The organism is Thalassospira lucentensis, assembly GCF_032921865.1.
Taxonomy (GTDB): Bacteria; Pseudomonadota; Alphaproteobacteria; order Rhodospirillales; family Thalassospiraceae; genus Thalassospira; species Thalassospira lucentensis_A.
In genome coordinates, this window is sequence record NZ_CP136684.1 from 2929802 (window position 1) to 2956298 (window position 26497).

Genomic DNA, 26497 nt, shown 5'->3' on the forward strand with positions numbered 1-26497 from the left:
CCCCTTGCCAAGTGAAGCTGGGCATGGAAAATAGGGGGATGTCACAAAGCAAAACCAAATCCCGCAAGGTCGAAATTGCCTCGGCGCGTCCCGTGATCGCCGGGGCTGAAAACGGCAACGACTGTCAGGAATGCGATACCGCCGCACGTCTTGGCCTTTCCACCGAACAGGGCGAAGCCGTAACGCGTGATGCGTCGCGTGCGACCGGGCATAACCTGTCGCTGCCCGATATCGAGGCGGCGGCAAAAATCTTTGCGCTTCTGGGGGATGCCGGGCGGCTGCAGCTTGTTCTGCGTTGCATGGAAAAACCGCAAACCGTCGGCGAACTGGCCGAGGCATCGGGCATGTCGCAATCCCTGACCAGCCATCACCTGCGTCAGTTGCGCGATCAGCGCATTTTGGCATCGGAACGAAACGGGCGTCATATCTTCTATCAGATTGATGACGAACATATTTCCCGTGTTGTTCGTGATGTCTTTGCCCATGTGACCCACGACTGAAATACGTCTTTTGCGTTGTCGTGAAATTGCCACATTCGACGAATGAACCCGCGTCGCGTCCGGTTTTCACATTGCGCTTGCGGGGAATTACCGTCATAAACGAACTGCTTGGTTTTTACCTGTCTGCTCGGGGCAGGTAAACGAAGAGGGAATTTGGAAGACCGTTTATTTTGGGCGGTCAAAGCCAAAGCCGCCCCCGCGACTGTATGCGGAAAGTGCCCGCCATCACGCCACTTGCGAAAGCAGGGAAGGTCGGCGACGCATGATGACCCGCAAGCCAGGAGACCTGCCAGGCATGGACCCGAACCGACTGTCGGGTGTGACAGCATAGGAGAAGTTTATGACCACGCAGACCGCGGCATTTGCCGCTTCAAAAAAATCGGTTCTTCTGCCGATCATCGTTTGTGCCGTTTTTGGCCTCGCGATCATCTTTGTGACCGGCCATGTTCAGGCTGAATTGTTGCACGATGCGGCACATGATGTGCGCCATGCAACCGGCTTTCCGTGTCACTGAGCCATGATGTCACGCATTTTCACCAGCGCATTGTTCGCTGGTGCTGCAGCAGGTCTTATTGCGGCCCTGCTTCAGCTTTATTTTGTGCAACCGGTTCTGTTGCATGCGGAGCTTTATGAAACCGGCGAGCTGGTTCATTTCGGTGGTGCTGCGGTTAGTGCACATCAGGATGTCGGCGGCATTGATCATGTCCGCGACGGGTTAAGCGTCCTGTTCACCATGCTGGTCTATACCGGATATGCGCTTATTCTGGTTGCGGCCATGGCGCTGGCTGAAAGCCGCGGTCACGAGGTCGCTGGTCGTCAGGGTATTATCTGGGGCATTGCCGGGTTCTTTATCGTTCATTTTGCACCGGGCTTTACCCTTGCACCTGAAGTACCCGGTGTTGCAGCCGCAGACGTTTATGCACGGCAAGTCTGGTGGTTTGCCACCGTCGGGACGGCGGCAATTGCCGTCTGGCTGATTGCATTTGGTCGCAATTGGGTTTCATGGGGGATTGCCGCAGTTCTGCTGCTTGCCCCCCACGTCATCGGCGCGCCGGAGCCTGATACCTTTACCGGACCGGTACCGACTGAAATCGGGGCGCTTTTTGCTGCCCGTGCATTTGGTGTCGGTCTTGCTGCCTGGGTGCTGGTTGGCCTGTTTGCCGGATATTTCTGGCAACGCGAAGGACAACGGGCCGCACAGGCGCAGACCGCCTGATCGCGGTCAAAGTACGATCCTTTTCGGGCGTGCCAGGGGCGCGCCCGATTTATTTTCAGGGTTTTCACGAGGAATAAAATGTCACGTTCACTTGCCCTTTTCGGGATTGGGCTGGTTTTCGGCGGGGGGATCGGTTTTCTGGTGGCGGCTGGTAACGGCATCACCCTTGACGGGCACGATCACGGTGATCCGATGGCGCATGGCGTTGCCGGACATGGTACCGCACACGGTGAAATGAAGATGGGGGCGGCACATGCCAGTCACGACGCCATTATTTCATTACCTGCGGGCACTGATGCACCACGTCTTGATGTCGCGATGATACCGGACCCGGTCAGTGGCTGGAACCTGCATCTAATGGTGCAGAATTTCCGGTTTGCCCCCGAACATGCCAGCAGCACGCATGTCCTGGGAGAAGGCCATGCCCATGTCTATGTTAACGGCACCAAGATTGCCCGCCTGTATGGCCCGTGGTTCCATATCACAGAGCTTCCGGCGGGCGATAACGAGGTCACGGTAACGCTGACGGCCAATGATCACAGCCAGCTTGCCGTCGGCGATAAGCCGCTGCGTCAGACAATGACTGTTTCGGTGGCACCTTAATCAAAGGGCCGGAATTCTGGCCTTAAGGCAAAAACGAAGACGCCCGCAGCCGCGTGCGTCTTCGATCCATCCATCCGGGGCGTTCAGATATTCCCGGCAGGTGGCAATGATATCGTCAATGTCGTGACGCGCCGATAATCCGGCAAAAAGATAACTTGCCCGCCCGGTTCCCTGAAGTGCAACCGATGTCGGGTCGCTGCATGATCCCATGCAGTCAACCTGTGTGACTTCAAACGTTTCGGGCAATTCCGCCTGATCAAGTGCCGTGCCTAACTGCCGCGCAAAACCATCCGCATCGACAAAATCCACCTTTGAGGCCGGATCAGCATCGGGTGCTGGCTGGCAGGTTTTGCAAATGACAATACGGGGCATCGGGCGGTCGGCCTTGGTTCTTAAATCGGGTGGTCACTATGGCTGCAGTGCTGGCGTAATTCATCAACTTTTTCGGGGCGTCGGGCATTGTGTGTGATAACATTCAAATCATGGTTTGAATGTTCTTGACTCCACAACATATGAATTGTTATTTGAATGTAATGCATGAATATAAATTTGAATGTTGGCGAGGTCCAGAATGTCCGTCATCGCAAAATGGGATCAGTTCCCGGCCATTGGAAATTGTGAAAGCTGCAAGTCATCGCTGATTGCGGCTCTGAACGACGCCGTACCGGGGCAAAGCTTTGTTGCTGCCGCCGATGGCCTGCACGCGCAATCTGAACTGAGTGGCAGGGAACAGGGCACGGTTGACGATGTGCTGGCCCGTCATCGCGACGGCATTTCGCATCGTCATTGGGCTGTATCGGGCATGGATTGCGGGTCCTGTGTGGCGAAAATTGAAACCGCGCTTTCCAAACGTGATGGCGTGCAATGTGTCGATGTGTCGATGATGCGCGAAATGGTGACGCTGGGTCTTCGCGACGACAGTGCCGAAACGCGTTCCGATATCAGCACCATGCTGACCAAACTGGGCTATCCGGCAAAGGAAAAGGTAATCCCGGGGGCGGCGAAATCATCCGAATCCGCTTGCTGCGCTGGCGGTTCCTGTGGTTCTGCCAATCCGGCTGCGACGGATAATGCCGCGTCGCAAGATACCGATGCCGATGACAAATCCCTGCTGCGCAAACTGGCCCCCTGGCCGGAAGCCGGGGACGAAATTGCATGGGCGGCGGTCTGGCTTATGCTGGGCGGGCTGGTTGGCTGGCTGGTTCCGGTCACCGATGCTTATGCCATGTCCATTGCCTCTATCATCGCGGCATTGCCGGTGATGAGAACGGCGTTCCGTCTGGCGGCAAGCGGCGCATTCTTTTCCATCGAACTGTTGATGAGTGTCGCGGTTCTTGGCGCGGTTGCAATCGGTGAAAGTCTTGAAGCCGGTATGGTCGTCCTGCTGTTTGCGATTGGCGAAAGCCTTGAAGGTGTTGCCGCTGGTCGGGCACGCAGCGGGGTTAAATCGCTGATGAAACTGGCCCCGGAAACCGCAAGGCGGGTTTCGGCATCGGGTAATGTGTTTGAAACGGTCGCCCCGTCCGCGCTTGCACTGAATGATATTATCGAAGTCCGTCCAGGCGAACGTATTCCGGCTGACGGTGTTCTGACCGACGGGGCCGCCGAAATTGACAACAGCCACCTGACCGGTGAATCCGTGCCCGTCCCGTCCGAACCGGGGGACGAGGTTTTTGCCGGTGCCATTGTCACCGATCGGCCCGTACGCCTGCGCGTGACCCGTGCGGCGGGGCAAACCATGCTGGATCGTGTGATCGAGCTGGTTGAACAAAGCGAAAAGCACAAGGCACCGGTCGAGCGTTTCGTTACCAAATTTGCCCGTATCTATACGCCAATCATCATGGCGCTTGCCGCCCTGACGGTCGTCATTCCGCCGGTCCTGTTCGGGCAGGGCTGGGAAGAATGGATCTATCGCGGGCTGGCCCTGCTTCTGATCGGCTGCCCCTGTGCCTTGGTGATCTCCACCCCGGCGGCGGTCACGTCGGCCCTGGCTCGTGCGGCCAGAATTGGTCTGCTGGTAAAAGGCGGTGCCGCGCTTGAGGCCATCGGGGCGGTTCGTACCATGGCGTTTGACAAAACCGGCACATTGACCGAAGGCAAGCCAAAGCTGACGGCAATGATGTCGGTGGGCGATATGGACGAAGACCGGCTGCTTGCGATTGCTGCTGCGCTTGAAACCGTGACCTCCCACCCGCTGGCAAAGGCGGTGGTTCATGCCGCGACGGAACAGAAACTTGATCTGCCGGAAATCACCGATGCGCGTACGATCGCCGGCGCCGGGGTCGAAGCCCGGATTGATGGCACGCTTTATCGTGTCGGGGCGGCCAAACGCCTTGATATCGAACCGGCTGCAAAAGTTGCCGACTGGCTTGCCGCACAGGAAGACGCCGGTAGCACGGCCGTTGTTATCCTGCGCAATGGCGATGTCATTGGCGCACTTGCGCTGCGGGATACCGCGCGTGCGGATGCCCGGGATGCGCTTGCCAAACTGAACGCCTTGGGCATCAGCCCAGTGATGCTGACGGGCGATGCCGAACGCGTTGCCAAACGCATGGCGGGTGAACTTGGTATGGACTACCGGGCGCAGCTTCTGCCTGAAGACAAGCTGAACGTGCTGGCTGATTTGCGCAATGATCCAGCGCGGAAGGGGCCGATTGCCATGGTTGGTGATGGTATCAACGACGCCCCGGCGCTGAAATCGGCCGATGTCGGCATCGCAATTGGCGGGGGCACCGATATTGCCCTTGAGGCCGCCGATGCGGTGGCGGTCAAGGACCGGCTGTCGGATGTCGTTAATCTGGTAAAGCTGTCCCGCACCACGCGCCGCGTGATCCGCGAAAACATCGGGTTGGCACTGGGGCTTAAGGCTGTCTTTCTGGTCACCAGCATCACCGGTCTGACGGGACTTTGGCTGGCGGTGATGGCCGATACCGGTGCAACCGTTCTGGTGACGCTTAACAGCCTTCGTCTGCTGATCGCGCTGCGCAACCGCTGATCCCTCAGCCGCGCAAGCTACTCCAGAAAATTATCGAAAGTCGGCCGCTATTGCATCTCGTGATAGCGGCCGAATTCTTTTTTGCTACCTCGCGCGCTGCGACTCCCGATCTTCTCCGTGTTCTTGTTCGCGTTTCGCGCAGAAATACTCGGAAAACGCCCTGCTCTGACGGGATGCACAGGTCATGACTTCCATAAAAGTCCGCACATCAGATCGTCCGGGTGCTGAGGTCACTACATTTCGAAAGCCAAGGAAAACTGCGGGTTTCGCAAAAGCGAATTGACATGGCTAGATTTTGGTTTCAAGTTAAATCCGCAACAACGATATTAATTCCGGTATAACGGAATTAATCGGGACTCATCAAAAACGGTTGGCTCTTTTCATCAGCGGAGACAAACATGACCTTCTTAAAAACAATCGCAGTCGCGGCGCTTATGACCGCAACTGCCGGATCGGCCATTGCACAGGAAGCCAGCAAGCTTCAGCAGGTTCTTGATCGTGGTCACCTGATCTTGGGGACCGGCTCGACCAACCCGCCATGGCACTTCATTGACTCGGATAACAAGCTCAAGGGCTTTGACGTTGATATGGGCCGCCTTGTCGCCAAGGCCCTGTTTGGCGATCCCGATAAAATCGAATATGTCCAGCAGTCCGGCGATGCCCGCATCCCGAACCTTGTGACCGACAAGGTCGATCTGACCTGCCAGTTCATGACGGTGACCGCCGAACGCGCCCAGCAGATCGAATTCACGATCCCCTATTACCGTGAAGGCGTTGGTCTGTTGCAGATGGAAGGTGGCGACTACGCCGATTACGAGGCGCTCAAAGCTGCCGGATCGGACGTTACCGTTGCCGTTCTTCAGAACGTCTACGCCGAAGAAATGGTCCACGCTGCCCTGCCAGAGGCAGAAGTTGATCAGTATGACAGTGTGGATCTGATGTATCAGGCGCTGAATTCCGGGCGTGCCGATGCCGCCGCAACTGATCAGTCGGCATTGCGCTGGTTCATGGTCAAAAACCCGGGCCGTTACCATGACGCCGGATATGGCTGGAACCCGCAAAGCTATTCCTGTGGCGTCAAGCCGGGCGATCAGCGTTGGCTGAACTTTGTAAACACGGTTCTGCACGAAGGCATGACCGGTGTTGAATTCCCGTTCTACGCCGACAGCTTCAAAACCTGGTTTGGTACCGAACTGTCGGTGCCGCAGATCGGCTTCCCCGTCGAATACAAATAACCTAGCAGCATCCGGGAAGAACCGTTTTGAACTACGATTTCAATTTCAGCGTCATCTGGCGCAATTGGGAACTGCTGGCGCAGGGCCTTGGCCTTGGCTTGTTCCTTGCCCTTGTTTCGATTGCGATTGGTTGCGGGATCGGACTTCTGGCGGCTTTCGGGATGCTGTCCCGTCACCGGGTTTTACGCTGGATCGCAGTGGCTTATGTCTCTGCGATCCGCAATACCCCGATCCTTGTCCTGATCCTGTTCTGTTACTTCGCATTGCCCCAGCTTGGCATTGCACTCGACAAGATACCATCCTTCATTTTTACCCTGTCGATTTATGCCGGTGCCTATCTGGCGGAAGTTTTCCGTTCGGGCCTTGTCGCCTTGCCAAAGGGCCTGCGCGAAGCCGGGCTTGCCATCGGTCTGACGGAACTGAAAATCAAAATCCACATCATCATTCCGGTGATGTTGCGCAATGTGTTGCCGTCGCTTTCGAACAATTTCATTTCGCTGTTCAAGGACACGTCGCTCGCAGCCGCCATCGCGGTTCCCGAACTGACGTTTTATGCGCGCAAGATCAATGTCGAAAGCTTCCGTGTGATTGAAACATGGATGGTTGCGTCACTGATTTACGTGGTGGCCTGCTATGTCATCGCGTGGTTCCTGCGCCAGCTTGAACAACGTCTTGCGGTTCCGCGCTGAAAGGCTTTCACATGAATTTTTCTCTTTTCCTGACCGAATTGTGGAATGCCCGCATGAACCTGCTGGCTGGGCTTGGCGATACGGTTCTGATTTCCGTCGCATCCGTGCTGCTTGGAACGTTCCTTGGCGTTTTCGTCGGTCTGGCGATGACATATGGCAATAAGCCGACCCGGTTTGGGGTGCGCCTTTATATCGACTTCCTGCGGGGAACTCCGGTTTTCGTTCTGATACTTGCCTGTTTTTATATTCTTTCGGTTGTCGGGCTGGATCTTAGCGCGTTTCAGGCTGGTGTGCTTGCGCTGACGATGTTCTGTTCATCCCATGTCGGGGAAATTGTCCGTGGCGCGTTAAAGGCGATCCCGGCCGGGCAAACCGAAGCCGCCAAGTCAATCGGGCTGACTTTTGGGCAAACCTTTGCCTATGTCCTGCTGCCCCAGGCCCTGCGCCAGATACTGCCGACCTGGGTCAATACCGCGACCGAAATCGTCAAGGCATCGACGCTGCTGTCGATCATTGGTGTGGTTGAATTGCTGCTGGCAACCCAGCAGGTCATTTCGCGGACCTATCTTAGCCTCGAATTCTATCTCTTCGTTGGTTTCGTCTATTTCATTCTGAACTTCCTGATCGAACAGGCCGGCCGTGCTGTCGAACGCCGCATCTCGATCCCATAATGAGGCAGCCATGTCCCCCATTCTGACAATTACCGATCTTCACAAAAGCTTTGGTGATCTCGAAGTCCTCAAGGGCATCGATATGACCATGCAAAAGGGTGATGTCGTCTCGCTGATCGGATCATCGGGTTCGGGCAAGACAACCCTGTTGCGCTGTGTGAACCTGCTTGAAGATTTCGAACGCGGTTCCATCGAACTGGACGGCGAAGCCATCGGCTACAGACACGACGGTGGTGAACGCCGCCGTCTTTCCGAACGTCATATTGCGCGTCAACGCGCCATGACCGGCATGGCGTTTCAGCAATTCAACCTGTTTCCGCATATGACCGCCATTCGCAATGTCATGCTGGGTCTGACCAAGACCAAGAAAATGGCAAAGGACGAAGCCTATGCCATTGCCGAAAAATGGCTTGAACGGGTTGGCATGATTGAACGACGTGATCATTTCCCCGGTCAGTTGTCTGGCGGACAGCAGCAGCGTGTCGCGATTGCGCGCGCGATTGCGATGAACCCGCGCATCATGCTGTTTGACGAGGTGACATCCGCCCTTGATCCGGAACTGGTCAAGGAAGTTCTGGCCGTTGTCCGCGATCTTGCCGACGACGGAATGACCATGCTGCTTGTCACCCATGAAATGCGCTTTGCCCGCGATGTTTCAAGCAAGGTCGTGTTCATGCATCACGGCCGTATCCACGAAGAAGGTCCCCCCGAACAGATTTTCGGCGCACCGGAAACAGACCGGTTGCGGGGCTTTCTTGCAAATTCTGAAATGTGATTGAAGACCAGGAGATATTGAATGACCATCAAAAGACACGGTGTCGGTGAAGCAAAAGGAAACGGTCAGAAGGCACTGCCTTTTGCAAAGGCTACGGAAGCTGATGGATGGCTTTACGTGTCCGGACAAACGCCGATGCGTGATGGCGAAGTCGTTGGAAACGGGATTGTCGAGCAGTCCCGCATTGCTATCGAAAACATGCTGAAAATCGTCGAGGATGCCGGATATAGCGCAAGCGATATCATGCGCATTGGCGTCTGGCTTGATGATGCCCGTGATTTCTGGAGCTTCAACGGCGTCTTTCAGGAATATTTCGGCGATCATCCGCCTGCGCGCGCTTGCGTTCAGTCTTCAATGGTGGTGGATTGCAAAGTCGAGGTCGACTGCATTGCCTTTCGCAAGGCATAAGAACCTCTATCCAAAGAACTGATTGCCAGCGAAGAGGGGACTTATGAAAGAAGGGCAAATACGGAAACGGGCGCGCGGTATTGATCGGGCGTTTGATATTCTTGATCATTTGCGCTCTGTCAAAGTCTCGCAACGGCCTGCCGAGATCGCCCAGGCGCTCGGCGCGCCGACCTCTACGATCTATGATCTGATCAGCGTTCTGCTGGAACATGGCATGCTCGAGGTCACCGATGCCAACGGATCGGTGTTCCTTGGGCGTCGTGTCTATTTCCTTGGGCTGGCCTATCGCGAATATTTCGATCTGACCCGCGAAGCCGGTGTGGTGCTGGATGAAATCACTGCCACCACCAAGGAAACATCCCAGTTCTGCATGCTGGACGGCAACAAATATACCGTCGCCCTGCAACGCGAAGGCAGCCGTCCGTTCCGCATCAGCGCCAATGTCGGCGAACGTACTCCGATCCCGTGGACGGCATCGGGGCGGCTGTTGTTGGGCCATTTTTCCGATGATGAAATCCGCGATCTGATTCCGGCAAACGATTTTGTCCTGCCCGATGGCAGCCATACCGATTTTGATGCCTATATCGCCGAAATCCGGCAGGCGGCAAAAGACGGGTTCTTTTCCTTTGACAGCATCGTCGACACTTTCACCCATTGCTTTGCCGCCCCGATCCGCGATCAGAACGGCGTGTGTGTTGCAACAGTATGTATTGTCGCACCGAAGGATGATGCACGCAAAAACTATGCGCAATATCGCGATGCGCTGAAATCCGCCGGTGACAAACTATCCCATAACGTCTGATGTCTTATCCGTCCGCGCGCAATATCTGTGCGTGGAGAAATGCCGGTTTCTTTGTGCTGAAAAGAGAAAGCGGCGGTTATCGTTTCCCGCATCGATAACCACCGCTGTTCCACCTTGAGAGGCCTGCGGGGAGAGAGACCCGCAGGTGAGAGACAAGCCTTTTGGGGACAAGTGCGAATGGGTTGCATTCGCGGGCTGTGTCGAGACCCGTTATAGGTCAGGAAAAATAACTGCGCAAGTGAAAATCGTTCGCATTTGCATAAAATTTTTGGTTGAGAGATTTGGGCTGTTTCTATCCCGACTAAAATGGTTGGTTAATGCCGCGGTTTTCTGCGGATTTCAGGTCGAAAATGCCAAAAAGGCCGCATGATCAGTGCGGCCTTTCAGGTTGGGTTGGACGACGATATTTAAACGGAAATACGCCGCAGATGATTGTCCCAATGAAGCGATTTAAGCGAATCGTCGGGTAATTCGACGCGTTTTCGGCGAATCGCATCCATGCGCCACCCATTGCCAAGCCCGCTGGTGCCAACGAACTGGCCTGCTACATCTGTCGCGGCAAGGCCGCAGCCGTCCGGGGCGGCGATATGGGTCAGGAAGCCCGATGTTTTGACATCCCAGAACGTGATCAGTCCGCCGCGTGGGCAGGAAATGCCAAATACCTGTCCCGATGCGTCAAAGCGCACCGATCCGCAATATTGCCGCATGCGCAGCTGGACATTATCCGGGGCTTCGATCGGGCGGATTTCGCTACCCGGCTGCCATAACCCGACCAGCGGTACCTGATCGGTCAGTTCCCCCTGATACTGGAAGCCCGCCGCAATTGTCCCGTTGGGGGCGACATCAAGATGGCGGATGGATAATTGATGCCAGTCGGCTTTAAGTGCTGCCTGATGGATCAGTTTGCCGTTATGCCGATCAATAATCGACAGGTTGGGTTCCATACTGTCGATATTAAGGGCGGTCCGACCATCAAAGTCCGGGTGGGTGTGCAAGCCACCATTGGCGATGACAAGGCTTTCGCCGTCGGGCATCAGGTGCAATTCGTGCGGTCCGGTGCCAAAGCTGTCAAATTCGGCAATGCGGCGATATCCGTCTTCGGCATCCCAGACGGAAACAACCCCGCGGGCATGATCAAAATCATTCTCGGTGACATAAAGGAACCGGCCATCATTGGAATAAACCGCGTGCCCGTAAAACCGCCGATCTTCCGGGCAATGCAGCTTGGCGCGGACCTCGCCGCTATGGCGATCAAGGATCAGGCCATAAAGACCCGGCCTGCGTTCAACTGCGGCCACATCGACATGGTTCGGGCGCAGGCCAAGGTCATGACCCCGGCCGGGCAGGGCCTGTTCAAACAAAATCTTGCCATTGGCGTTGAACGCGCTGACATAAAAATCATCATGATCCCCGGCACTGGCGGAAATATAATGCGCCCGGTCTTCAATAGATGTTGGTGCGGCCGCGCGCGCAATGCTGATCGGCAACAGGGTAAAGGCTCCGCCAACACCCATGAGTTTCAAAAACTCGCGTCGTTGATGTTTCATTTTCCGGCCTCCCGTTCGCCTAGTCACCGTCAAGCGCGTTAAACCCGCCGCCCAACTGTGTCGTGCCGCCAACATCGCCTTCGACCAGCGTATTGACGAAACTGACCTGCCCGGCAAAGTCGGCGAGTTTCTGATAACCGTCTGGCTGATCCAGAAGCTCGACAATCGATGGTGGCAGTTTATCAAGCGCATCCGCCATGGTTTGCCAGTTCAGCCTGAAGGACCGATCCAGAAGGCTGCTGTCGATCAGAGCTGACAGGCCTTTGCCTTCTTCGCCGGTATCACCCCACTTTCCGTCATAAATCGCAAACAGCCCGGTAAGGTTATGGGTGATATTGCGCAGGGACCGTTTGGATGTCGGGCTTTCGGCCCGGCTGGCTTTGCCGTCCTTTAGTCCGTTGCCAAGCGGACGGCCAAGTTTCTGACTGACAATGATCAGAAGTCCTTCGTGAAGCGCACGATAAAGATCGGTCGCGGCAAATTTGGCATCCGGGTAATCCATGCTGTCCGGGCCGGCTTCCATCATGCCCTGGGCAAAAGCTGGCCATTCATCAACCAGTTCACCCGTCATGCGTTCCAGATTGGCGCCAATGGCCCCGCCATAACCGCACAGGAACACGCCATCCTCGTCATCATCCAAAAGCTTGGGTGACAGCTTGTCGTCAAACAGGACCTGCTCAAGCGCCGGAAAACCCTGCAAGGCAGCACTGGTTTCGGCGATTTTTTCCCGGTCGGTATAGATCGCGGGCTTGTCAAACATCAGTTTGCGAAACTGCCTTGTCGCTGTGCCATGTTTGTCGGGCCAGTATTCGATATGCTGATCGCGACCATTGGCCACCATCGGCCCCATGCGCCACGGCTGCACTTCCTGCCAGACATCCATGGCCGCGTGGAAATCCTCGCGCACCTCGTCAAGGCCATCCTGATCGGGTTCGGCACAGAAATCATCAATCCCCTCAGACAGATTGTCCGTTGCATCATGCAGCGCATCAAGCTTTGGCGGCATCACCACGCCCAGAAGATGTTCAAGAACCGGGCGGTAATTTTCATCGGGGATATCGGCGCGTGCACCGGGCGGTGCCAACCCCACCGTCAGCAAGGCAGTTGCCCCCAAAAGGGCGGCTTTGCGAGTGTGACACAGGAAAGGCATGATATCCCCCGAACAGTAAGGCGTCTAAAACAAGGCTTACAAAGACTTCAGAAACGCGAGCAACTTGCTGCGATCCGATGATGGCAAGAATGTGACGGCGTCGCGCGCGGGTTTTGCCTCGCCCCCGTGCCACAATACGGCTTCCAGAATGCTGCGCGCCCGCCCGTCATGCAAGTAAGCGGCACGCGGATCGATTTCCTGCGCCCGGCCCAATCCCCAAAGGGGTGGCGTGCGCCATTCCGTGCCGCTGGCCTCGGCTTCGGGCCGATGATCGGCAAGCCCGTCACCCATATCATGCAGCAGAAGGTCGCTATACGGCCAGATCATTTGCCCGGATTGTTCCGGCATATCGGCACGTTCTGGCAATTGATAGCTTGGCGTGTGGCAGGATGCGCATCCGATTGAATTGAAAATCTCTCGCCCGGCCATGACATCCGGATCGGATGCGTTGGGCCGCATGGGAGGGGCGATGTTGCGCGCGTAATAAAGCACAAGGTCGGTAATCTGGTCATGGGCCTCAAGGTTATCGAACTCGGGATCGTTGCCATTCGGCGCACCGCGACAAAGGCTTTGGGCTTCGGTGCAGTCGCTGTATGCGTTCGGATAAAGCGGGGTTGAAAGGCCGATATCGAACTGGAATGCATTCTGGTTTTGCTGATCAAGGCTCGGCATTCCGGCCTTCCAGCCAAACCGCCCGATGGCAACCTCGTCCTTTGCAATATCCCAAACCCGGTTGACCCGGCCCGATATGCCGTTCCCGTCGCGATCCTGCGGATCGGCGTTGGCAAGCAGGATCTTATCTGGAATGGCTTCCAGCAATCCAAGCCCGATCATTGGCGGGGCAATGCGCGGTGAAATCATTACATCATCATGCAATGGCCCATAGGCCAGATCAGCTATGCCATAGGTCGGATGACGCAATTCGACCATGCTGCCATCGGCAAGCTCGATGGCCTGTGTATCATAACGGACAGTAACCTTGCCCTCGGCCGGGACGGACGGGATCGAAAAATCCTGAAACTGTCCGCCATAAACCGGATCGGGCAGGGTCGATACACGCCCCGTTGCCAGCAATTCCCGATCCGTATCATTTTGCGGCGGGATCGATAGCCGTAACAACATGGATGTTGCCCCGGCTGATGGATCGTTTGCATCGACCGGATGACCGCGACCATTGCGGATATGGCACCCGTTGCACGCGCGCGAATTAAACAGTGGTCCCAAACCGTCTGCAGCCTTGGTGCGCGTCGGGGCGGTTACCCAAAGCCTTTGAAAAAGGGCCTCGCCAAGCTTGAAATCAAGCCGCTTTTCAAAGGTCATATTGGCCGAATGATGGGTGAATGCCATCCGCCCGGTTTTCTTTTGCCATGTGGTTGCCCCGCCCGGCAGGCCATCGGCGGGCAATGTTTCGTCGGCAAATGCGGGTGTCATTGCCCCGAAAACAAGGGCGGTTGCAATCATGAAACGGGAAAGGCGCATGGCGGGAAGCTGCATGGAATTCTTCTAATCGTAAAAGCGAAACGGCGGGAGAAAAATTCCCCCGCCGTCGGACTCATTTGGGGCATGACCCCGAATGCGGATCGTATCTGATCAATTGATCGAGGTCGGATTGTCAAGGCTGTCCGAACCTTCGAACTCGATCCCGTCAACGCCAATCGCGGCAACGATCTGTTCGATCGATTTGGTCTGATCGACCAGCGCATCGACAAAGGTCTGAACAACGGCATTGCCGTCTTCATTGTCCATCGCGATCAGCTGGTCGAAATGCTCGCCCGCCTGTGCGCGGCTGACCATGGCTTTACCCGCCAGAACCGATGCCGCCAGTTTGGCGCGCAGTTCGGTATCAAGGCCTTCATCCTTGGCGGCAACCATGTCCGAAAGCGATGCGCCTTCGACGACCGAACCGTCAACACGGGTATAGCGGCCAAGATAAACGTTCTGGATGCCCAGCGCGTCATAGTAGTGCGAATTGTGGGTATTGTCCGAGAAGCAGTCATGCTCTTCTTCCGGATCATGCAGCAACAGGCCAAGCTTGGTACGCTCGCCTGCCAATTCACCATAAGAAAGCGAACCCATGCCGGTCACAATCGCGGTCAGGCCCGGAACGCCATCACCTTCAAGGACAGTTGCGCGTGCTTCGCCACCATCGGCCCACTGTGCGGTCATCCATTCCAGATCGGAAACCAGAAGATCGGTTGCGGCTTTAAGATAAGCGCCACGACGGTCGCAATTGCCATTGGTGCAGGCATCGCCTGCGGCATAGTCGGTCCAGGCGCGTGCACCGGCACCGGCTTCGGTCCCGTTCAGGTCCTGGCCCCACAGAAGGAATTCAATGGCATGGTAACCGGTGGCAACGTTGCTTTCAACGTCGTCAATTTCATGCAGGCTTTCGATCAGCGCGCCATCGATGGTCGACGCATCAAGGGTTTTACCAGAAATGCTAAGGCTCGGATTGGCAACGACATTGGCGGTATAGGCCGGGTTTTCTTCGTTTTCCTCGCCGTAAAGATCGGTTTCGACATAGTCGATCAGACCTTCGTCCAGCGGCCATGCGTTAACCTTGCCTTCCCAGTCGTCGACAATCGCGTTGCCGAAACGGTAAACTTCGGTCTGCTGATAGGGCACACGTGAAGCCAGCCATGCGGATTTCGCTGCATCAAAAGTTGCCTGCGACGGATCAGAAACCAGCGCGTTGACAGCAGACTGAAGCTGCTTGGCGGTGGTAACCGAGTCTTCGTAACCGGCATGTGCGATATCGGCATAGGTGGTCAGGACGTCTTTTGCGCCCGGCGCGGCATAGGCCTGTGCGCCAAGGGTGGATGCCAGTGCAGCCATCCCCAGAATTTTAACGAGTTTCATAGGAGTTCCCATCTGTCCCTGAAGGTGAGCCAAGGGCATAGCCCATCATGCTTCCGCATAATAGTTACTGCTTGTGATAATGATTTGCAAACTTCAAATATCTCAACAAGCAGATTTTCCACATTTTTTGCTGTGATAACCGGAATTTGACCTGCACTTTCGGCCGGATCGGGGCATCATCACAATCTTGCATTATTTGCCCGCGCAAAAAGCAGAAAAGGGGACCTGCGTATGAGCGATCAGATGGAACCGCAAAAAACCGTCCGGCTTTGGGATTTTCCCGTGCGCCTGTTTCACTGGGCGCTGGTGATCGCGATTGTGACATCCTGGTGGTCCAATCAGGAAGTCATGATCGATATCCATGCGATTTCAGGATACAGCGTGCTCGCACTCGTACTTTTTCGCATCATCTGGGGATTTGTCGGCAGTTCGAACGCGCGCTTTACCGGCTTCCTTGCCGGACCGCGCAAGGTGATCGGCTATATGCGCAAACTTCCAAACGGCTCGGCCCGCGACCTGACTTATCCGGGGCATAATCCGGCGGGCGGCTGGATGGTTGTGGTGCTGATCCTGCTCGTGGCGATACAGGCAATAAGCGGCCTTTTCACCAGCGAGGATACCTTCCTGTTCTTTGACGGTCCGCTGGTTGCCTATGTCAGTTCCGATTTTGCCAGCACGATGAATTTCATTCACCATACCAATATCAATCTGATTTACGCAGCGGTAGCACTGCATGTTCTGGCCGCGATCTTCTATCTGATGATCAAACGCGAAAACCTGATCGGTGCAATGATCACCGGCATGCGTAAAGTCCCAGAAAGTGTCGCCACCGGTTTCATGCAAATCCGCTTTGCGTCCCCAATCCTCGGGATCGCGATTCTTGTGGTTTGCGGGCTAGCAGTGTGGGGGATGGTCACGCTGGCGCGCGGATAAAGAAATCCCCGAAAGGCTTTTCCTGTCGTGCTGCCGGGGGAGGGCAGCAGGGGGGATGACAGGGCCTTTCGGGGACGTCCGAGCTTGCTCGTGCCCGGTATCTTCGATCTGTTACTTCGAACGGTATTCGTCGTGGCAGCCTTTGCAGGATTTGCCAAGTTCGCCAAGGGCGGCACCCATTGCGCCCTTGTCACCGGCTGCGGCCGCAAGGTTCATCGCCGCGGTTTTCATTTCCGGGAAACGGCCCGAAAAATCGTCCCAGTTTGTCCAGACATCCGGTTTGGCGGTTGTTTTTACCGATGCGTCGGCTGTATTGGGTTCGAACGCGGCCGGGGCGGCAGTGGCGGAAAACGCAATGCCATTGGCAAGGTTGCGGATCACACCATCGGGCAGTTCGCACTGGCCCTTCATGTAGCAGCCAAGTGTCCCCATCGCACCACCGATGCCATCCATCAGCATCTGACGGGTTTGAACGGTTTCGTTATCCATCGCCTCGTCGGCCTGTGCAGTACCAAATACCCCCAGACCAAGGGCAAGGGATGCGGTCATCAAACCGGCGGTCACAATATGCTTCATGGCTCTCTCGTTGGTTGTCTCTCTGAAACTCTCTGACGGATCGGGGTATTGCGAGCGACCCCGGGTCTTTTATTTCTTATATTAAGGTCACAAGCATTGTTGCCTATGACTTGTCGGTGCGCTTAGTCTCCCAATTGCGCCCCGAAATTCGGAATCACAACCGCGTGATCACCGAATAAATTATTGTAAATGACGTGCACAAGGAAACGCCCCCAAATGTCCGCTGTGTCCAACGCCGCCCCCGATGCCAGCCAAACCGCCATTTCCAATGGCAGATCGCGCGCCCGCAGGCTGATCGCCGACTGGAACCTTGATAAGGCATTTATCAATGGCGAATGGGCACGTGCTGATTCGCGCGAAGCCATTGATGTGTATGATCCGGCAACCGGCAAGGTGATCGGCGATGTGCCCTTCATGCGGACATCCGAGGCACGGCGCGCGATTGATGCAGCGGATGCGGCATTTCCGGCATGGTCGCGCATGCTGGCAAAGGATCGGTCCGGCTACCTCAAACGCTGGCGCGATCTTTTGGAACAGTATCAGGATGATCTTGCCGCCCTGATCACGCTTGAACAGGGTAAACCCTATGATCAGGCATTGCGCGAAGTGGTCGGCGCCATTGCCTATGCCGAATGGTATGCCGAGGAAGCCAAGCGCGCCTATGGCCAAACCATGCCCGCGACCCAGCGTGATCGGCGCGTGGTTGTGCAGAAACATCCCGTTGGTGTGGTGGCGGCGATCACGCCATGGAACTTCCCGCTGACCATGGTCGTGCGCAAATGTGCCCCGGCGCTGGCGGCGGGGTGCACAATTGTTGTCAAACCGGCCGAAGATACCCCGATTTCCGCCCTTGCCGCCGCCAAACTTGCCGAAATGGCCGGCTTCCCGGCGGGGGTGTTTAACGTCGTGACCGGCCAGCCCATGCCGATTGGCGAGGCCCTGACAGGGGATCCGCGCGTGCGGATGCTGTCCTTCACCGGCTCGACCGAGGTCGGCAAACGGCTGATGGTGCAATGTGCGCCGACGGTCAAGAAACTGTCGCTGGAACTGGGCGGCAATGCGCCCTTCATCGTGATGGATGATGCCGATATTGATGCCGCCGTGGCCGGGGCCATGATTTCCAAATTCCGCAACAGCGGCCAGACCTGCGTCTGTGCCAACCGCATTTTCGTGCAGGACGGGGTTTATGAAAGCTTTGTCGAAAAATTCATCGCCGCAAGTCATGCGCAGACCATCGGTAACGGCTTCATTCCCGGTACGGATATTGGCCCGCTGATCAATCGTCAGGCGGTGGCAAAAGTTGAACGATTGATCGATGATGCGAAAAAACGTGGCGCGACCCTGCATTACGGTGCTGACCGCCCCGAAGAAGGCCACTTCATTCGGCCGCTGGTGATGACCGATGTGTCCCTTGATACCGATTGCTTTAACGAGGAACTGTTTGCCCCGGTTGCGCCGATCTATCGTTTCAGAACCGAGGCCGAGGTGATCGAACTTTCCAACCGGGTACGTGCGGGTCTGTCGTCTTACCTTTTCAGTCGTGATATCGGCCGTATCCAGCGGATCGCCGATGGGCTTGAAACCGGGGTGGTTGGTATCAACGATGGCACCACGTCCCACGAAGGTGCGCCGTTTGGCGGCGTGAAGGAAAGCGGGCAGGGCCGCGAAGGCGGTCATTGGGGGCTGGAAGAATATCTTGAACCCAAATATCTGAATTATGCCCTGGGCTGAACCCGCGAATATTCGCCGACTTTCGTGCCATAATTCGAAGATCGCAGAACGGCAATTTTGCGCACCACTATTGCCGTTCTGCGATTTCTTAATCAGCCATGCAAAATTGAACGGTGTGCAGTTCCCGGAATCGAGTCTGCAATTTAAAGCCGTTTTGTCGGCAAATTGCCATTTAAGACCCCGTCTGAAGCATCAGAAACGCCCTGTTTGATCTGCCTCAATCCCTTTATACGCAAAGGATAGAGGTCTAATTGATCCGGCCTGTTCGGATTGTGTTTGAACTGTGTAAAACAGGTCGGGGAAAATTTCGTTCAAGTTGAATGGCTTATTTGTCATGAGACAATCATGCGTCTTTCGGATGAAATGATTATGACGGACTTGTGTCTGGATATGCGTCAAATGCATGGGTGAGGTGAAAAAACTCGTCTCGTAGGATCGAATAAACAGGCGTACACCGGCTTCAGAACAAATCAACGCGAAACCGGAGCGCACATAGCTCCGCCTGTTATGGAAAGGATAAAGCCATGCGTCGTTATGGTGATTACGATCTGACCACGCTGCAGCGCGAAGCCGAAAAACTCCGTGCTCAGGCGATCCGCAAAGCCGTTGTTACTTTGGCCCGCAAAATTGCTTCCCTGTTTGGCGGTAACCGCCTTCCGGGTGGCCGTCCGGCTGGTGCCTAAGCTTAACGCTTGGCGATGAATACCGGGTCGAATGACCCAAGAAACACCCCCGCATTCCTCCCATGCGGGGGTGTTTTGATTCCCATCCCCACCACAGGGCTTCACGCCACCGTCCGGTCCCGCTATTAAGGGGAATAACCAGATAACCCGATTGCGGAGCGTGCCTGATGAAACTTGCCCATTATGCCTTTGGCGAAGAAAACCGTGACAATGGCACGCTTGTGATCCTGCACGGGCTGTTCGGGCAGGCGCGTAACTGGACCGCCATCGCGCGGCGTCTGGCGGAAAAGTATCACGTGGTCACCGCCGATCTTCGCAATCATGGCCGGTCCGACTGGGACATGAACATGACCTATCCGGCGATGGCATCGGACATCGCCGAGCTGATCCGGGATGTTGCCAATGGCCCGGTCCACCTGATCGGACATTCGATGGGGGGCAAGGCATCAATGGTGCTGACCCTGTCACAGGATGCGGATTTGGTTGCCGATCTGGTTGTGGTTGATATTGCGCCTGTGACCTATGACCATGACTATACCGGCTATATCAGTGCCATGAAGTCGGTGGATTTCGATGCAGTATCGCGGCGCGCCGAAGTCGAAGATGCACTTGTCAGTGGCGTTTCGGAAAAGGGCGTGCGTCAGTTCCTGGCGCAGAATGTCGCGACCGACAAGGAAACCGGCAAAATGTCATGGCAGGTCAATATCGATGCCATGGCCAACCACCTTTCCGACATTACCGGCTGGCCCGAAACGGTGGGGGGCAGTTTTGATCGCGATGTGCTGTTCATATCCGGTGCCAATTCGCATTATGTTGATCCCAAGGATCGCGATCACATCAAGTCGCTGTTTCCCAAGGCGGCCTTTACCAGCATCAAGGGCGCAGGCCACTGGGTTCACGCCGAAAAACCCGATGCGGTATTGCTGACCCTGTCTGCCTTTCTGAACCGCTGACGGATATTTTGACATGACCGAGCTTCCCAAAGGTTGGAACTTGCCGGAAAACGACGATATCCGCGTTCAGAACATCGAATGCCTGTCGGATAACTGGTATCACCTGTATCGCGTCAGCTTTGATCTGCGCCGAAGCAACGGCGAATGGCAGTCCCAGCAACGCGAAGCCTATGATCGGGGCAACGGGGCGGCCATCCTGCTTTATAACCGCGGGACAGGCACCGTGATCCTGACACGGCAATTTCGTCTGCCATCCTTCGTGAATGGCAATGAAAATGGCATGCTGATCGAAGTTCCGGCAGGGTTGCTTGACGATCGCGATCCGGCATCCGCCGTGATTGCCGAGGTCGAAGAAGAAACCGGTTACAGGATCGGCAAACCGCAAAAGGTGTTCGATCTGTTCATGAGCCCGGGTTCCGTCACTGAGCGCCTGCACCTGTTCGTGGCCGAAGTCACAAGCGATCATCGCGCGGGCGAGGGCGGTGGTTTGCATGAAGAGGGCGAGGATATCCACGTGCTTGAAGTGCCTTTCAGGGACGCGCTGGCTATGATATCGGATGGTCGCATCCGGGATGCCAAAACCGTCATTCTGTTGCAGCATGCCGTGTTAAACAGCCTGTTTGACTGAGATTCCCGAGAAGCCAAAGGAGAAACCGATGTCCGGTTTTCGCAAGGATCATGTCCACTGGTCCGATATCGCTCAAAACTGGATCGCCTGGGCGCGTAAACCGGGGCACGATGCCTTTTGGCAATTCCGCAAAAATTTTGCTGACTTTGTCGGCCCGGGAACCGGCATTGCACTTGATGTCGGTTGTGGTGAGGGGCGCGGTTCACGGCTTCTGGCCGAACTTGGCTATGACGTTACGGGCATTGACCCGGTAGCTGACCTTGTTCTGGCGGCGCGTGAAGCTGCCACCGATAGCAGATCATCCTATCATATCGCACCGGGCAATGATGTGCCCTTTGACAATGAAAGCTTCGATCTTGTGCTGGCCTATAACGTTCTGATGGATGTGGATGATCTTGCGGGTACGCTGGATGAAATTCGCCGTGTCTTGCGTAAGGACGGGGAATTGGTGATTTCGATTGTGCATCCATTCAGGGACCGTGGCCGCTTTGACGGGACGGCTCCTGATGCTCCCTTTGTCCTGACGGGCAGTTATTTCGGGGAACGCCGGTTTGAAGGCAGCGAAGAACGTGATGGCCTGATCATGCATTTTGCCGGATGGTCGCGGCCGCTTGAGTATTACATCAATGCGTTGGGCAAGGCCGGGTTTGGTGTATCGGCCATGCGTGAACCGGCTCCCGATCAGGCCGACCGTGACATCCTCAAACAATGGTCGCGTGTGCCGCTGTTCATGTGGCTCAAGGCCCGTCCTCTTTGATCATTGCATCTCACCACGGCAACTCATTGCCATCATAGGCAAAGAAGCCGCCGCTTTGTGATGGTTGCAGCCCGTCAATCACCATCAACATGTTTGCCGTTGCCTGATCGGGGCTTTGCACATTGAGCCCCGATTTGGCAAACGGGCCCGAAAGGCCGGTATCGACCGTGCCGGGATGAAGGGCGATGCAGATCGCATTGCGTTTGCTTCGGGCAAGTTCGATGGCGGTGCATTTTACCAGTTGGTTCAATGCGGCCTTTGCCGCCCGGTAACTGTACCAGCCGCCCATCCGGTTATCGCCAATGCTGCCGACCTTGGCCGACAGGGTGGCAAAGACCGATTTGCCGTCACGTGGCAAGATTGGCGTGAAATGCCTCATCAGCAAGGCCGGACCGATGGCGTTGATCAGAAACGATTTCGCCATGTAATCGGCTTCAATCTGGCGCAATGATTTTTCCGGCTGAAATATCTCATCATGCAGATAGCCGGTGGCATCGATGATCAGACGTACGGATTGGTTCTGTGCGGATGCCTGATCACGGACAAAGGCAGCGGCACTTTCGATGCTGCCGGGATCGGTGAAATCGATGGCGGGTTTGGTGCCGCGCGACAGTTCAATCACACCATCAAACCGGCCGCAATCGCGAAGATGTCTCACAAAGGCCCGGCCAATACCGCCGGTCGCGCCGATGACGATTGCGATGCCGGCTGTGTCAAAGCTTTGCAATTTGGGTGCTGGCGTTCCCGGCATGATCTGATCCCTGATCTGGTTTTTTATTCTACCTGTTTTACGCGGGTAAAATTGCGTCGGTTCAGGGATTGTCACAGGGTCGGATACCACCCGTCTCTGATGCGTCAGTTATCTTTTATCTTTCGCAAATCAGGGACAATCCAATGCCATATGTTTTCAGTCAGGCCGCCAACCCGCTAGCTATCGCCGAATGTGAATATGCAAGTGCCGCCGAAATCCGCTTCTCGACTTTCACAAGCTGTATCGGGATCGTTGGCATTCGCAATGGCGAGGTTTTCGGCATCCATTTGCCGCTTGCTGTCGACGATTTCGTCACCAACGCAGATATTGATGCCGCGCTGGTGCATTGCCAGGGCTTGGCTCAGACAACAATTACCGGGGTGATCGGGGCGTGGACCTCTTCCCGTCCGACTGTATATGCCTATCTTGTTGCCCAGTTGGGCAATCCGGCAATTGGTGTGGATCATGACGAGGGCGTTTACGGTGCGCGCGTGAACAATGGCAATCTGGTTCTTTCCTATCCCTGATAACCCGCCATAATCACATAGCCGTCAAAGCCAAAAGCCGCCCCGGATAAGGGTGGCTTTTGAGTGTTCTATTCATCCGAGGATCGGGGCGCTGCCTATTCAGCGGCTTCGATCCGGGTCATGTCCGGCGCGCTTTTGCGGCCCTTGCCCTGCTGATCGTGACGGCGGATGAAATCCTTGATCCGCGGGCTGATCTGTTCGCGCCAGCGACGACCGTTAAACACGCCGTAATGACCAACACCCTTCTGGATGTGATGCATGCGCATATTATCGGGCAGATTGGCGCAAAGCTTGTGGGCCGCGCGTGTCTGTCCCATGCCGGTGATATCATCGCGTTCGCCTTCGACCGTCAGAAGGGCGGTCTTGGTGATGGCGGACGGTTCAACCGGAACCCCCTGCCAGCGCATCGTCCCTTCGGGCAACTGATGTTCGTGGAACACGGCTTTCAGCGTCTGAAGATAGAACTCGGCACTCATATCCATCACGGCCAGATATTCATGATAGAAATTTCGCTTGGCATCGGCACTTTCGCCGTCCCCTTCGACAAGATGGGTGAACATCTCGTGATGGGCGGAAACGTGCTTGTCCCAGTTCATGCTCATGAAACCGGCAAGCTGCATGAAGCCCGGATAAACGCGGCGCATCACCCCGGCATGGGGCAATGGCACATGCGTAATGACATGGCGTTCAAACCAGTCGAGGCTGTGCTGCTTGGCAAAGTTGTTGACCTCGGTCGGGTTTTCACGGGTATCGACCGGGCCGCCCATAAGGGTCATCGATGCCGGCTGGCAGGGCTCGTTCCCGGCGGCCATCAGCGATGCGGCCGCAACCACCGGAACCGATGGCTGACACACCGCCATCAGGTGGGTGTTCGGGCCAAGCTTGCGCAGGAACTGCATGACATAGTCGATATAGCTATCAAGATCGAAATGACCCTGATGCACGGGAACCATGCGGGCATCGATCCAGTCGGTGATGTAAACATCATGATCGGGCAGCAATGCCTCGACCGTGCCGCGCAGCAACGTTGAAAAGTGACCCGACAGCGGGGCCACGATCAGAAGCCGCGGATCATCCGGCTGATTTTTAAGGTGATCGGTTTCGCGTTTGAAATGCAAAAGATTGCAGAACGGTTCGCTATGGACGATTTCCTCGGTCACGGCGACGGTTTCACCATTGATGACCGTGGTATCAAGGCCGAATTCCGGTTTGCCATAACGGTGCGTGATATGGGTGAACACATCAAACGCGGCGGCGGCCGCACGGCCCTGATGGGTATAGGATAGCGGGTTGACCGGATTGCGCAGCCACTTCTTGCTCGCATCCGCTGCCATGCGCAACGGGCTGATGGTGGCGTGCTGCAATTCATAGAGATGGTACAGCATTAATCTCTCACTCCCCGGCGATGCAAAGGTTCGGTGTGGGGTGCATCGACCGTGTTGGTCCCCGGCTGCATTTTTCCGAAAGAATTTCCGGTGGGCAGGCCTTCTGTTTTTCGTAAATCCAGGGCCGGCTCATGCGGGCGACCGGCGGAACGGGGTGATCATCGCGGGTTAACATCCCGCAATATCACGATAAACAGAAATCCTGCATTCATCAGAACCCTACGATACTTCAGGTTTCAATCAATAACCTAAAAGTATGATGAATTTCCAAACTTTCGTGTTTCACCTTGATTCAAACCAACATTCAGGGTGCTGTCGAGTGAAATTTTGCGATGCAGCGTAAGTTGTTGCATTGCAACAATAGTTTGAGGTTCGAAAGGCGGGGGAAAAGTACTCGGACCTATACATAGGGTTAGTTTTTTCGGGACTCGGCCTGTTTGCGGGCCGAACAAAGAAAAACGCTGCCGTCGGGGAAACAGCAGCGTCAAGTAGCGCGGAATAGCGAAGGTAATATGCAGGTTACAATTCACGAAATCCGGATCGATGGATGAGGGACGACCGACAGACGGGACAGGGTATGGGTGCGGGGTTGCCTGCCGGTCGTCACCCTGGATGGGAAGTCCATCCGGGTCTCGCAAAAGGTATGAGCTTTGATCAGATCAGACCGCGAAGGGTTTGCGCCATTCCCAGTCCGATAACGAACAGGAAAAATCCGGTGCTTCCGACCACGGCAACCGTGCTGCAAAGCTCGTTCAGGCGGTTCGGATTTTCAAGCAACTTCATCATGGCTGTGTCCTCCTCAATCTGTCTGAAGAAACCATACTGATCCTGTTTTGTTCTCACAAGAACAAAATTAGAACAAAAGCCGATAAAATATTTAAGTTATTGATTTTAAATGAAATTTATATGGCCTCGATGTTCTTGTCTTTCGAAGGAAAATGAGAACATCGGCGGTGCATGACCGGTATCAGGTTGAATGAAACCCGCAGAAACCAAAGCTTTTGCGCGAGTCTTCCGAAGTGATGAACCGCAGGGGAATGAAAAACGGAACATCATCGCATTCCCGATGTTCTGTCGTGCGATGGCGGTGGACTATTCTGCGGCGGATGCCGGAATGGCGGTGCGTCGGTCCGGAACACCGTCTATCTCGCTTGGCAGCGGACGGGCCGGAACGGCACCGATACGGGCATCGGGCATTGGCGGGTGATCGGGGAACTGGCCGTGAATGCGAATGTTCTCGCGATAATCGCTGGCCGATTTCCCACGATACTGGCGAAAACGCCGGTTGAAGTTCGAAAGGTTGCTAAAGCCGTTATTTTCGGCGATCTGATAGATCGGAAGATCAGTGCGCGACAGCTGCACACAGGCCCGCGAAATCCGGTATTCGTTCAGATATTCGACAACACTGCGCCCGGTATAACGTTTGAACAGCCGGTAAAAGCTGCTTTCACTGACACCGGCAACATCGGCAAGCGACGATACCCGAAGCGGTTCGGCGTAATGCGCGTGAATGAAAGCCAGTGCGCGATCCACCCGGATAGATTCACTGTTCTTCCCGGCTTCGCCGCCAAAATTGGCCGATGCCAGCGGTTTGTCGATCCCGGCAAGCAGGGCCTCAAGCAGTTCGATCATCAGGATAAAGCGCCGCCGCGGTTTGGCATCATCAAGGTGCGGGCAGATTTCCCGAACGCGTGCTACGGCGTCATCGGTAAAGGAAAGGCCACGACGCGCACGGGCAAACAATTCGTGAAAATCGGCAAATTCAACAAAATCCCGCGTCAGGTTTTCCACCCATTCCTGCGACAGCCACAGCACATAAACCTCGATCGGGCGGGACGGATCAATGCGTTTGCATTCCCAAAGATGGGGCAGGTTGGGGCCGACCATGGCGAAATCCAGCCCGTCAAACGCCTGCCGGTGATCGCCAATCAACCGCGATCCTTTGGCATTCAGCGTCAGGGTCATCTCATATTCGGGGTGCTGGTGCCAGTTGCAGCGAAAATCATCCCAGACATAGTGAAAATAACCCCAGCTATATCCCTGTGGATTCGTGATCCGTTCCTGGATGATCCGCATATCGTCCTACTATTCGTGTCGTGATTGCCGCGAATTTGCAGAATAGT

28 protein-coding genes and 1 riboswitch are annotated in these 26497 nt (G+C 55.6%); of the genes, 18 read left to right on the plus strand and 10 right to left on the minus strand.

Going from position 1 to position 26497, the window contains the following annotated elements:
* Positions 1-38: 38 nt before the first annotated feature.
* From R1T41_RS14145 to R1T41_RS14160, 4 genes are all read left to right on the plus strand, one after another.
* Complete coding sequence (locus tag R1T41_RS14145) at positions 39-500, plus strand: ArsR/SmtB family transcription factor (protein WP_062952596.1); 462 nt, start codon at positions 39-41, stop codon at positions 498-500.
* Positions 501-592: 92 nt separating this feature from the next.
* A riboswitch (cobalamin riboswitch) is annotated at positions 593-809 on the plus strand.
* A 31-nt stretch (positions 810-840) separates the two neighbouring features.
* The gene (locus tag R1T41_RS14150; RefSeq protein ID WP_062952595.1) at positions 841-1014 is read left to right on the plus strand and encodes a CbtB domain-containing protein; all 174 of its coding nucleotides are present in this window, start codon (positions 841-843) and stop codon (positions 1012-1014) included.
* A 3-nt stretch (positions 1015-1017) separates the two neighbouring features.
* On the plus strand, positions 1018-1716 hold the full coding sequence (locus R1T41_RS14155; protein ID WP_317337601.1) for a CbtA family protein: 699 nt from the start codon (positions 1018-1020) through the stop codon (positions 1714-1716).
* A gap of 78 nt (positions 1717-1794) precedes the next feature.
* Positions 1795-2319: a hypothetical protein gene (locus R1T41_RS14160; protein ID WP_317337602.1), complete on the plus strand. Its 525-nt coding sequence runs from the start codon at positions 1795-1797 to the stop codon at positions 2317-2319.
* On the opposite strand, the gene R1T41_RS14165 is transcribed toward R1T41_RS14160, so the two are convergent.
* Positions 2320-2691 (minus strand): DUF1636 family protein, encoded by a 372-nt coding sequence (locus tag R1T41_RS14165; protein ID WP_247742098.1) that lies wholly within the window; start codon positions 2689-2691, stop codon positions 2320-2322. It lies immediately after the preceding gene.
* 199 nt (positions 2692-2890) lie between these two features.
* On the opposite strand from R1T41_RS14165, the gene R1T41_RS14170 reads away from it, so the two are divergent.
* The 7 genes from R1T41_RS14170 to R1T41_RS14200 all read left to right on the plus strand — a co-directional run bounded on the left by R1T41_RS14170 (position 2891) and on the right by R1T41_RS14200 (position 9894).
* A complete protein-coding gene (locus R1T41_RS14170) occupies positions 2891-5314 on the plus strand; it encodes a heavy metal translocating P-type ATPase (RefSeq protein WP_317337603.1) in 2424 nt (807 codons plus the stop codon).
* 398 nt (positions 5315-5712) lie between these two features.
* The gene (locus tag R1T41_RS14175) at positions 5713-6549 is read left to right on the plus strand and encodes a transporter substrate-binding domain-containing protein (RefSeq protein ID WP_062952591.1); all 837 of its coding nucleotides are present in this window, start codon (positions 5713-5715) and stop codon (positions 6547-6549) included.
* A gap of 26 nt (positions 6550-6575) precedes the next feature.
* Positions 6576-7238 carry an amino acid ABC transporter permease gene (locus tag R1T41_RS14180; protein WP_007090812.1) on the plus strand — a complete coding sequence of 221 codons (663 nt, stop codon included), beginning with the start codon at positions 6576-6578 and terminating at the stop codon, positions 7236-7238.
* 11 nt (positions 7239-7249) lie between these two features.
* The gene (locus R1T41_RS14185) at positions 7250-7909 is read left to right on the plus strand and encodes an amino acid ABC transporter permease (protein WP_062952590.1); all 660 of its coding nucleotides are present in this window, start codon (positions 7250-7252) and stop codon (positions 7907-7909) included.
* Between the two features lie 10 nt (positions 7910-7919).
* On the plus strand, positions 7920-8684 hold the full coding sequence (locus R1T41_RS14190; RefSeq protein ID WP_071240365.1) for an amino acid ABC transporter ATP-binding protein: 765 nt from the start codon (positions 7920-7922) through the stop codon (positions 8682-8684).
* A gap of 21 nt (positions 8685-8705) precedes the next feature.
* Positions 8706-9092, plus strand: a complete 387-nt coding sequence (locus R1T41_RS14195) for a RidA family protein (protein ID WP_082824806.1) — start codon at positions 8706-8708, stop codon at positions 9090-9092.
* 43 nt (positions 9093-9135) lie between these two features.
* A complete protein-coding gene (locus R1T41_RS14200) occupies positions 9136-9894 on the plus strand; it encodes an IclR family transcriptional regulator (protein ID WP_209221605.1) in 759 nt (252 codons plus the stop codon).
* 407 nt (positions 9895-10301) lie between these two features.
* On the opposite strand, the gene R1T41_RS14205 is transcribed toward R1T41_RS14200, so the two are convergent.
* From R1T41_RS14205 to R1T41_RS14220, 4 genes are all read right to left on the minus strand, one after another.
* The gene (locus tag R1T41_RS14205) at positions 10302-11441 is read right to left on the minus strand and encodes a DUF1513 domain-containing protein (RefSeq protein WP_317337604.1); all 1140 of its coding nucleotides are present in this window, start codon (positions 11439-11441) and stop codon (positions 10302-10304) included.
* Between the two features lie 19 nt (positions 11442-11460).
* Entirely contained in the window at positions 11461-12591 is a 1131-nt protein-coding gene (locus tag R1T41_RS14210; RefSeq protein ID WP_317337605.1) for an imelysin family protein, read from the minus strand.
* 36 nt (positions 12592-12627) lie between these two features.
* Positions 12628-14085 carry a di-heme oxidoredictase family protein gene (locus R1T41_RS14215; RefSeq protein ID WP_317337606.1) on the minus strand — a complete coding sequence of 486 codons (1458 nt, stop codon included), beginning with the start codon at positions 14083-14085 and terminating at the stop codon, positions 12628-12630.
* Positions 14086-14181: 96 nt separating this feature from the next.
* A complete protein-coding gene (locus tag R1T41_RS14220) occupies positions 14182-15450 on the minus strand; it encodes an imelysin family protein (protein WP_317337607.1) in 1269 nt (422 codons plus the stop codon).
* 231 nt (positions 15451-15681) lie between these two features.
* Here R1T41_RS14220 and R1T41_RS14225 point away from each other — a divergent pair, with 231 nt between their 5' ends.
* The gene (locus R1T41_RS14225; protein ID WP_317337608.1) at positions 15682-16383 is read left to right on the plus strand and encodes a cytochrome b/b6 domain-containing protein; all 702 of its coding nucleotides are present in this window, start codon (positions 15682-15684) and stop codon (positions 16381-16383) included.
* 111 nt (positions 16384-16494) lie between these two features.
* Here R1T41_RS14225 and R1T41_RS14230 read toward each other — a convergent pair whose 3' ends face one another.
* Positions 16495-16959, minus strand: coding sequence for a c-type cytochrome (locus R1T41_RS14230; protein WP_007090828.1), 465 nt, complete (start codon positions 16957-16959; stop codon positions 16495-16497).
* 216 nt (positions 16960-17175) lie between these two features.
* Here R1T41_RS14230 and R1T41_RS14235 point away from each other — a divergent pair, with 216 nt between their 5' ends.
* The 5 genes from R1T41_RS14235 to R1T41_RS14255 all read left to right on the plus strand — a co-directional run bounded on the left by R1T41_RS14235 (position 17176) and on the right by R1T41_RS14255 (position 21711).
* A complete protein-coding gene (locus R1T41_RS14235; protein WP_317337609.1) occupies positions 17176-18690 on the plus strand; it encodes an NAD-dependent succinate-semialdehyde dehydrogenase in 1515 nt (504 codons plus the stop codon).
* 524 nt (positions 18691-19214) lie between these two features.
* A complete protein-coding gene (locus tag R1T41_RS14240) occupies positions 19215-19373 on the plus strand; it encodes an RSP_7527 family protein (RefSeq protein WP_156484639.1) in 159 nt (52 codons plus the stop codon).
* Between the two features lie 167 nt (positions 19374-19540).
* Positions 19541-20326: an alpha/beta fold hydrolase gene (locus tag R1T41_RS14245; protein WP_062959223.1), complete on the plus strand. Its 786-nt coding sequence runs from the start codon at positions 19541-19543 to the stop codon at positions 20324-20326.
* Between the two features lie 13 nt (positions 20327-20339).
* On the plus strand, positions 20340-20954 hold the full coding sequence (locus R1T41_RS14250; RefSeq protein WP_317337610.1) for an NUDIX domain-containing protein: 615 nt from the start codon (positions 20340-20342) through the stop codon (positions 20952-20954).
* A gap of 28 nt (positions 20955-20982) precedes the next feature.
* Positions 20983-21711, plus strand: coding sequence for a class I SAM-dependent methyltransferase (locus R1T41_RS14255; protein ID WP_317337611.1), 729 nt, complete (start codon positions 20983-20985; stop codon positions 21709-21711).
* 10 nt (positions 21712-21721) lie between these two features.
* Here the strand turns inward: R1T41_RS14255 and R1T41_RS14260 are convergent, their stop codons facing one another.
* Positions 21722-22462: an SDR family NAD(P)-dependent oxidoreductase gene (locus R1T41_RS14260; RefSeq protein ID WP_297207709.1), complete on the minus strand. Its 741-nt coding sequence runs from the start codon at positions 22460-22462 to the stop codon at positions 21722-21724.
* Positions 22463-22605: 143 nt separating this feature from the next.
* On the opposite strand from R1T41_RS14260, the gene R1T41_RS14265 reads away from it, so the two are divergent.
* The gene (locus R1T41_RS14265; protein ID WP_062952573.1) at positions 22606-22989 is read left to right on the plus strand and encodes a hypothetical protein; all 384 of its coding nucleotides are present in this window, start codon (positions 22606-22608) and stop codon (positions 22987-22989) included.
* Positions 22990-23084: 95 nt separating this feature from the next.
* On the opposite strand, the gene R1T41_RS14270 is transcribed toward R1T41_RS14265, so the two are convergent.
* The 3 genes from R1T41_RS14270 to R1T41_RS14280 all read right to left on the minus strand — a co-directional run bounded on the left by R1T41_RS14270 (position 23085) and on the right by R1T41_RS14280 (position 26450).
* Positions 23085-24374 carry a polyhydroxyalkanoate depolymerase gene (locus tag R1T41_RS14270; protein ID WP_062959219.1) on the minus strand — a complete coding sequence of 430 codons (1290 nt, stop codon included), beginning with the start codon at positions 24372-24374 and terminating at the stop codon, positions 23085-23087.
* A gap of 654 nt (positions 24375-25028) precedes the next feature.
* Positions 25029-25160: a hypothetical protein gene (locus tag R1T41_RS14275; protein WP_255356831.1), complete on the minus strand. Its 132-nt coding sequence runs from the start codon at positions 25158-25160 to the stop codon at positions 25029-25031.
* A gap of 306 nt (positions 25161-25466) precedes the next feature.
* Complete coding sequence (locus R1T41_RS14280) at positions 25467-26450, minus strand: AraC family transcriptional regulator (protein WP_062952571.1); 984 nt, start codon at positions 26448-26450, stop codon at positions 25467-25469.
* Positions 26451-26497 lie beyond the last annotated feature (47 nt).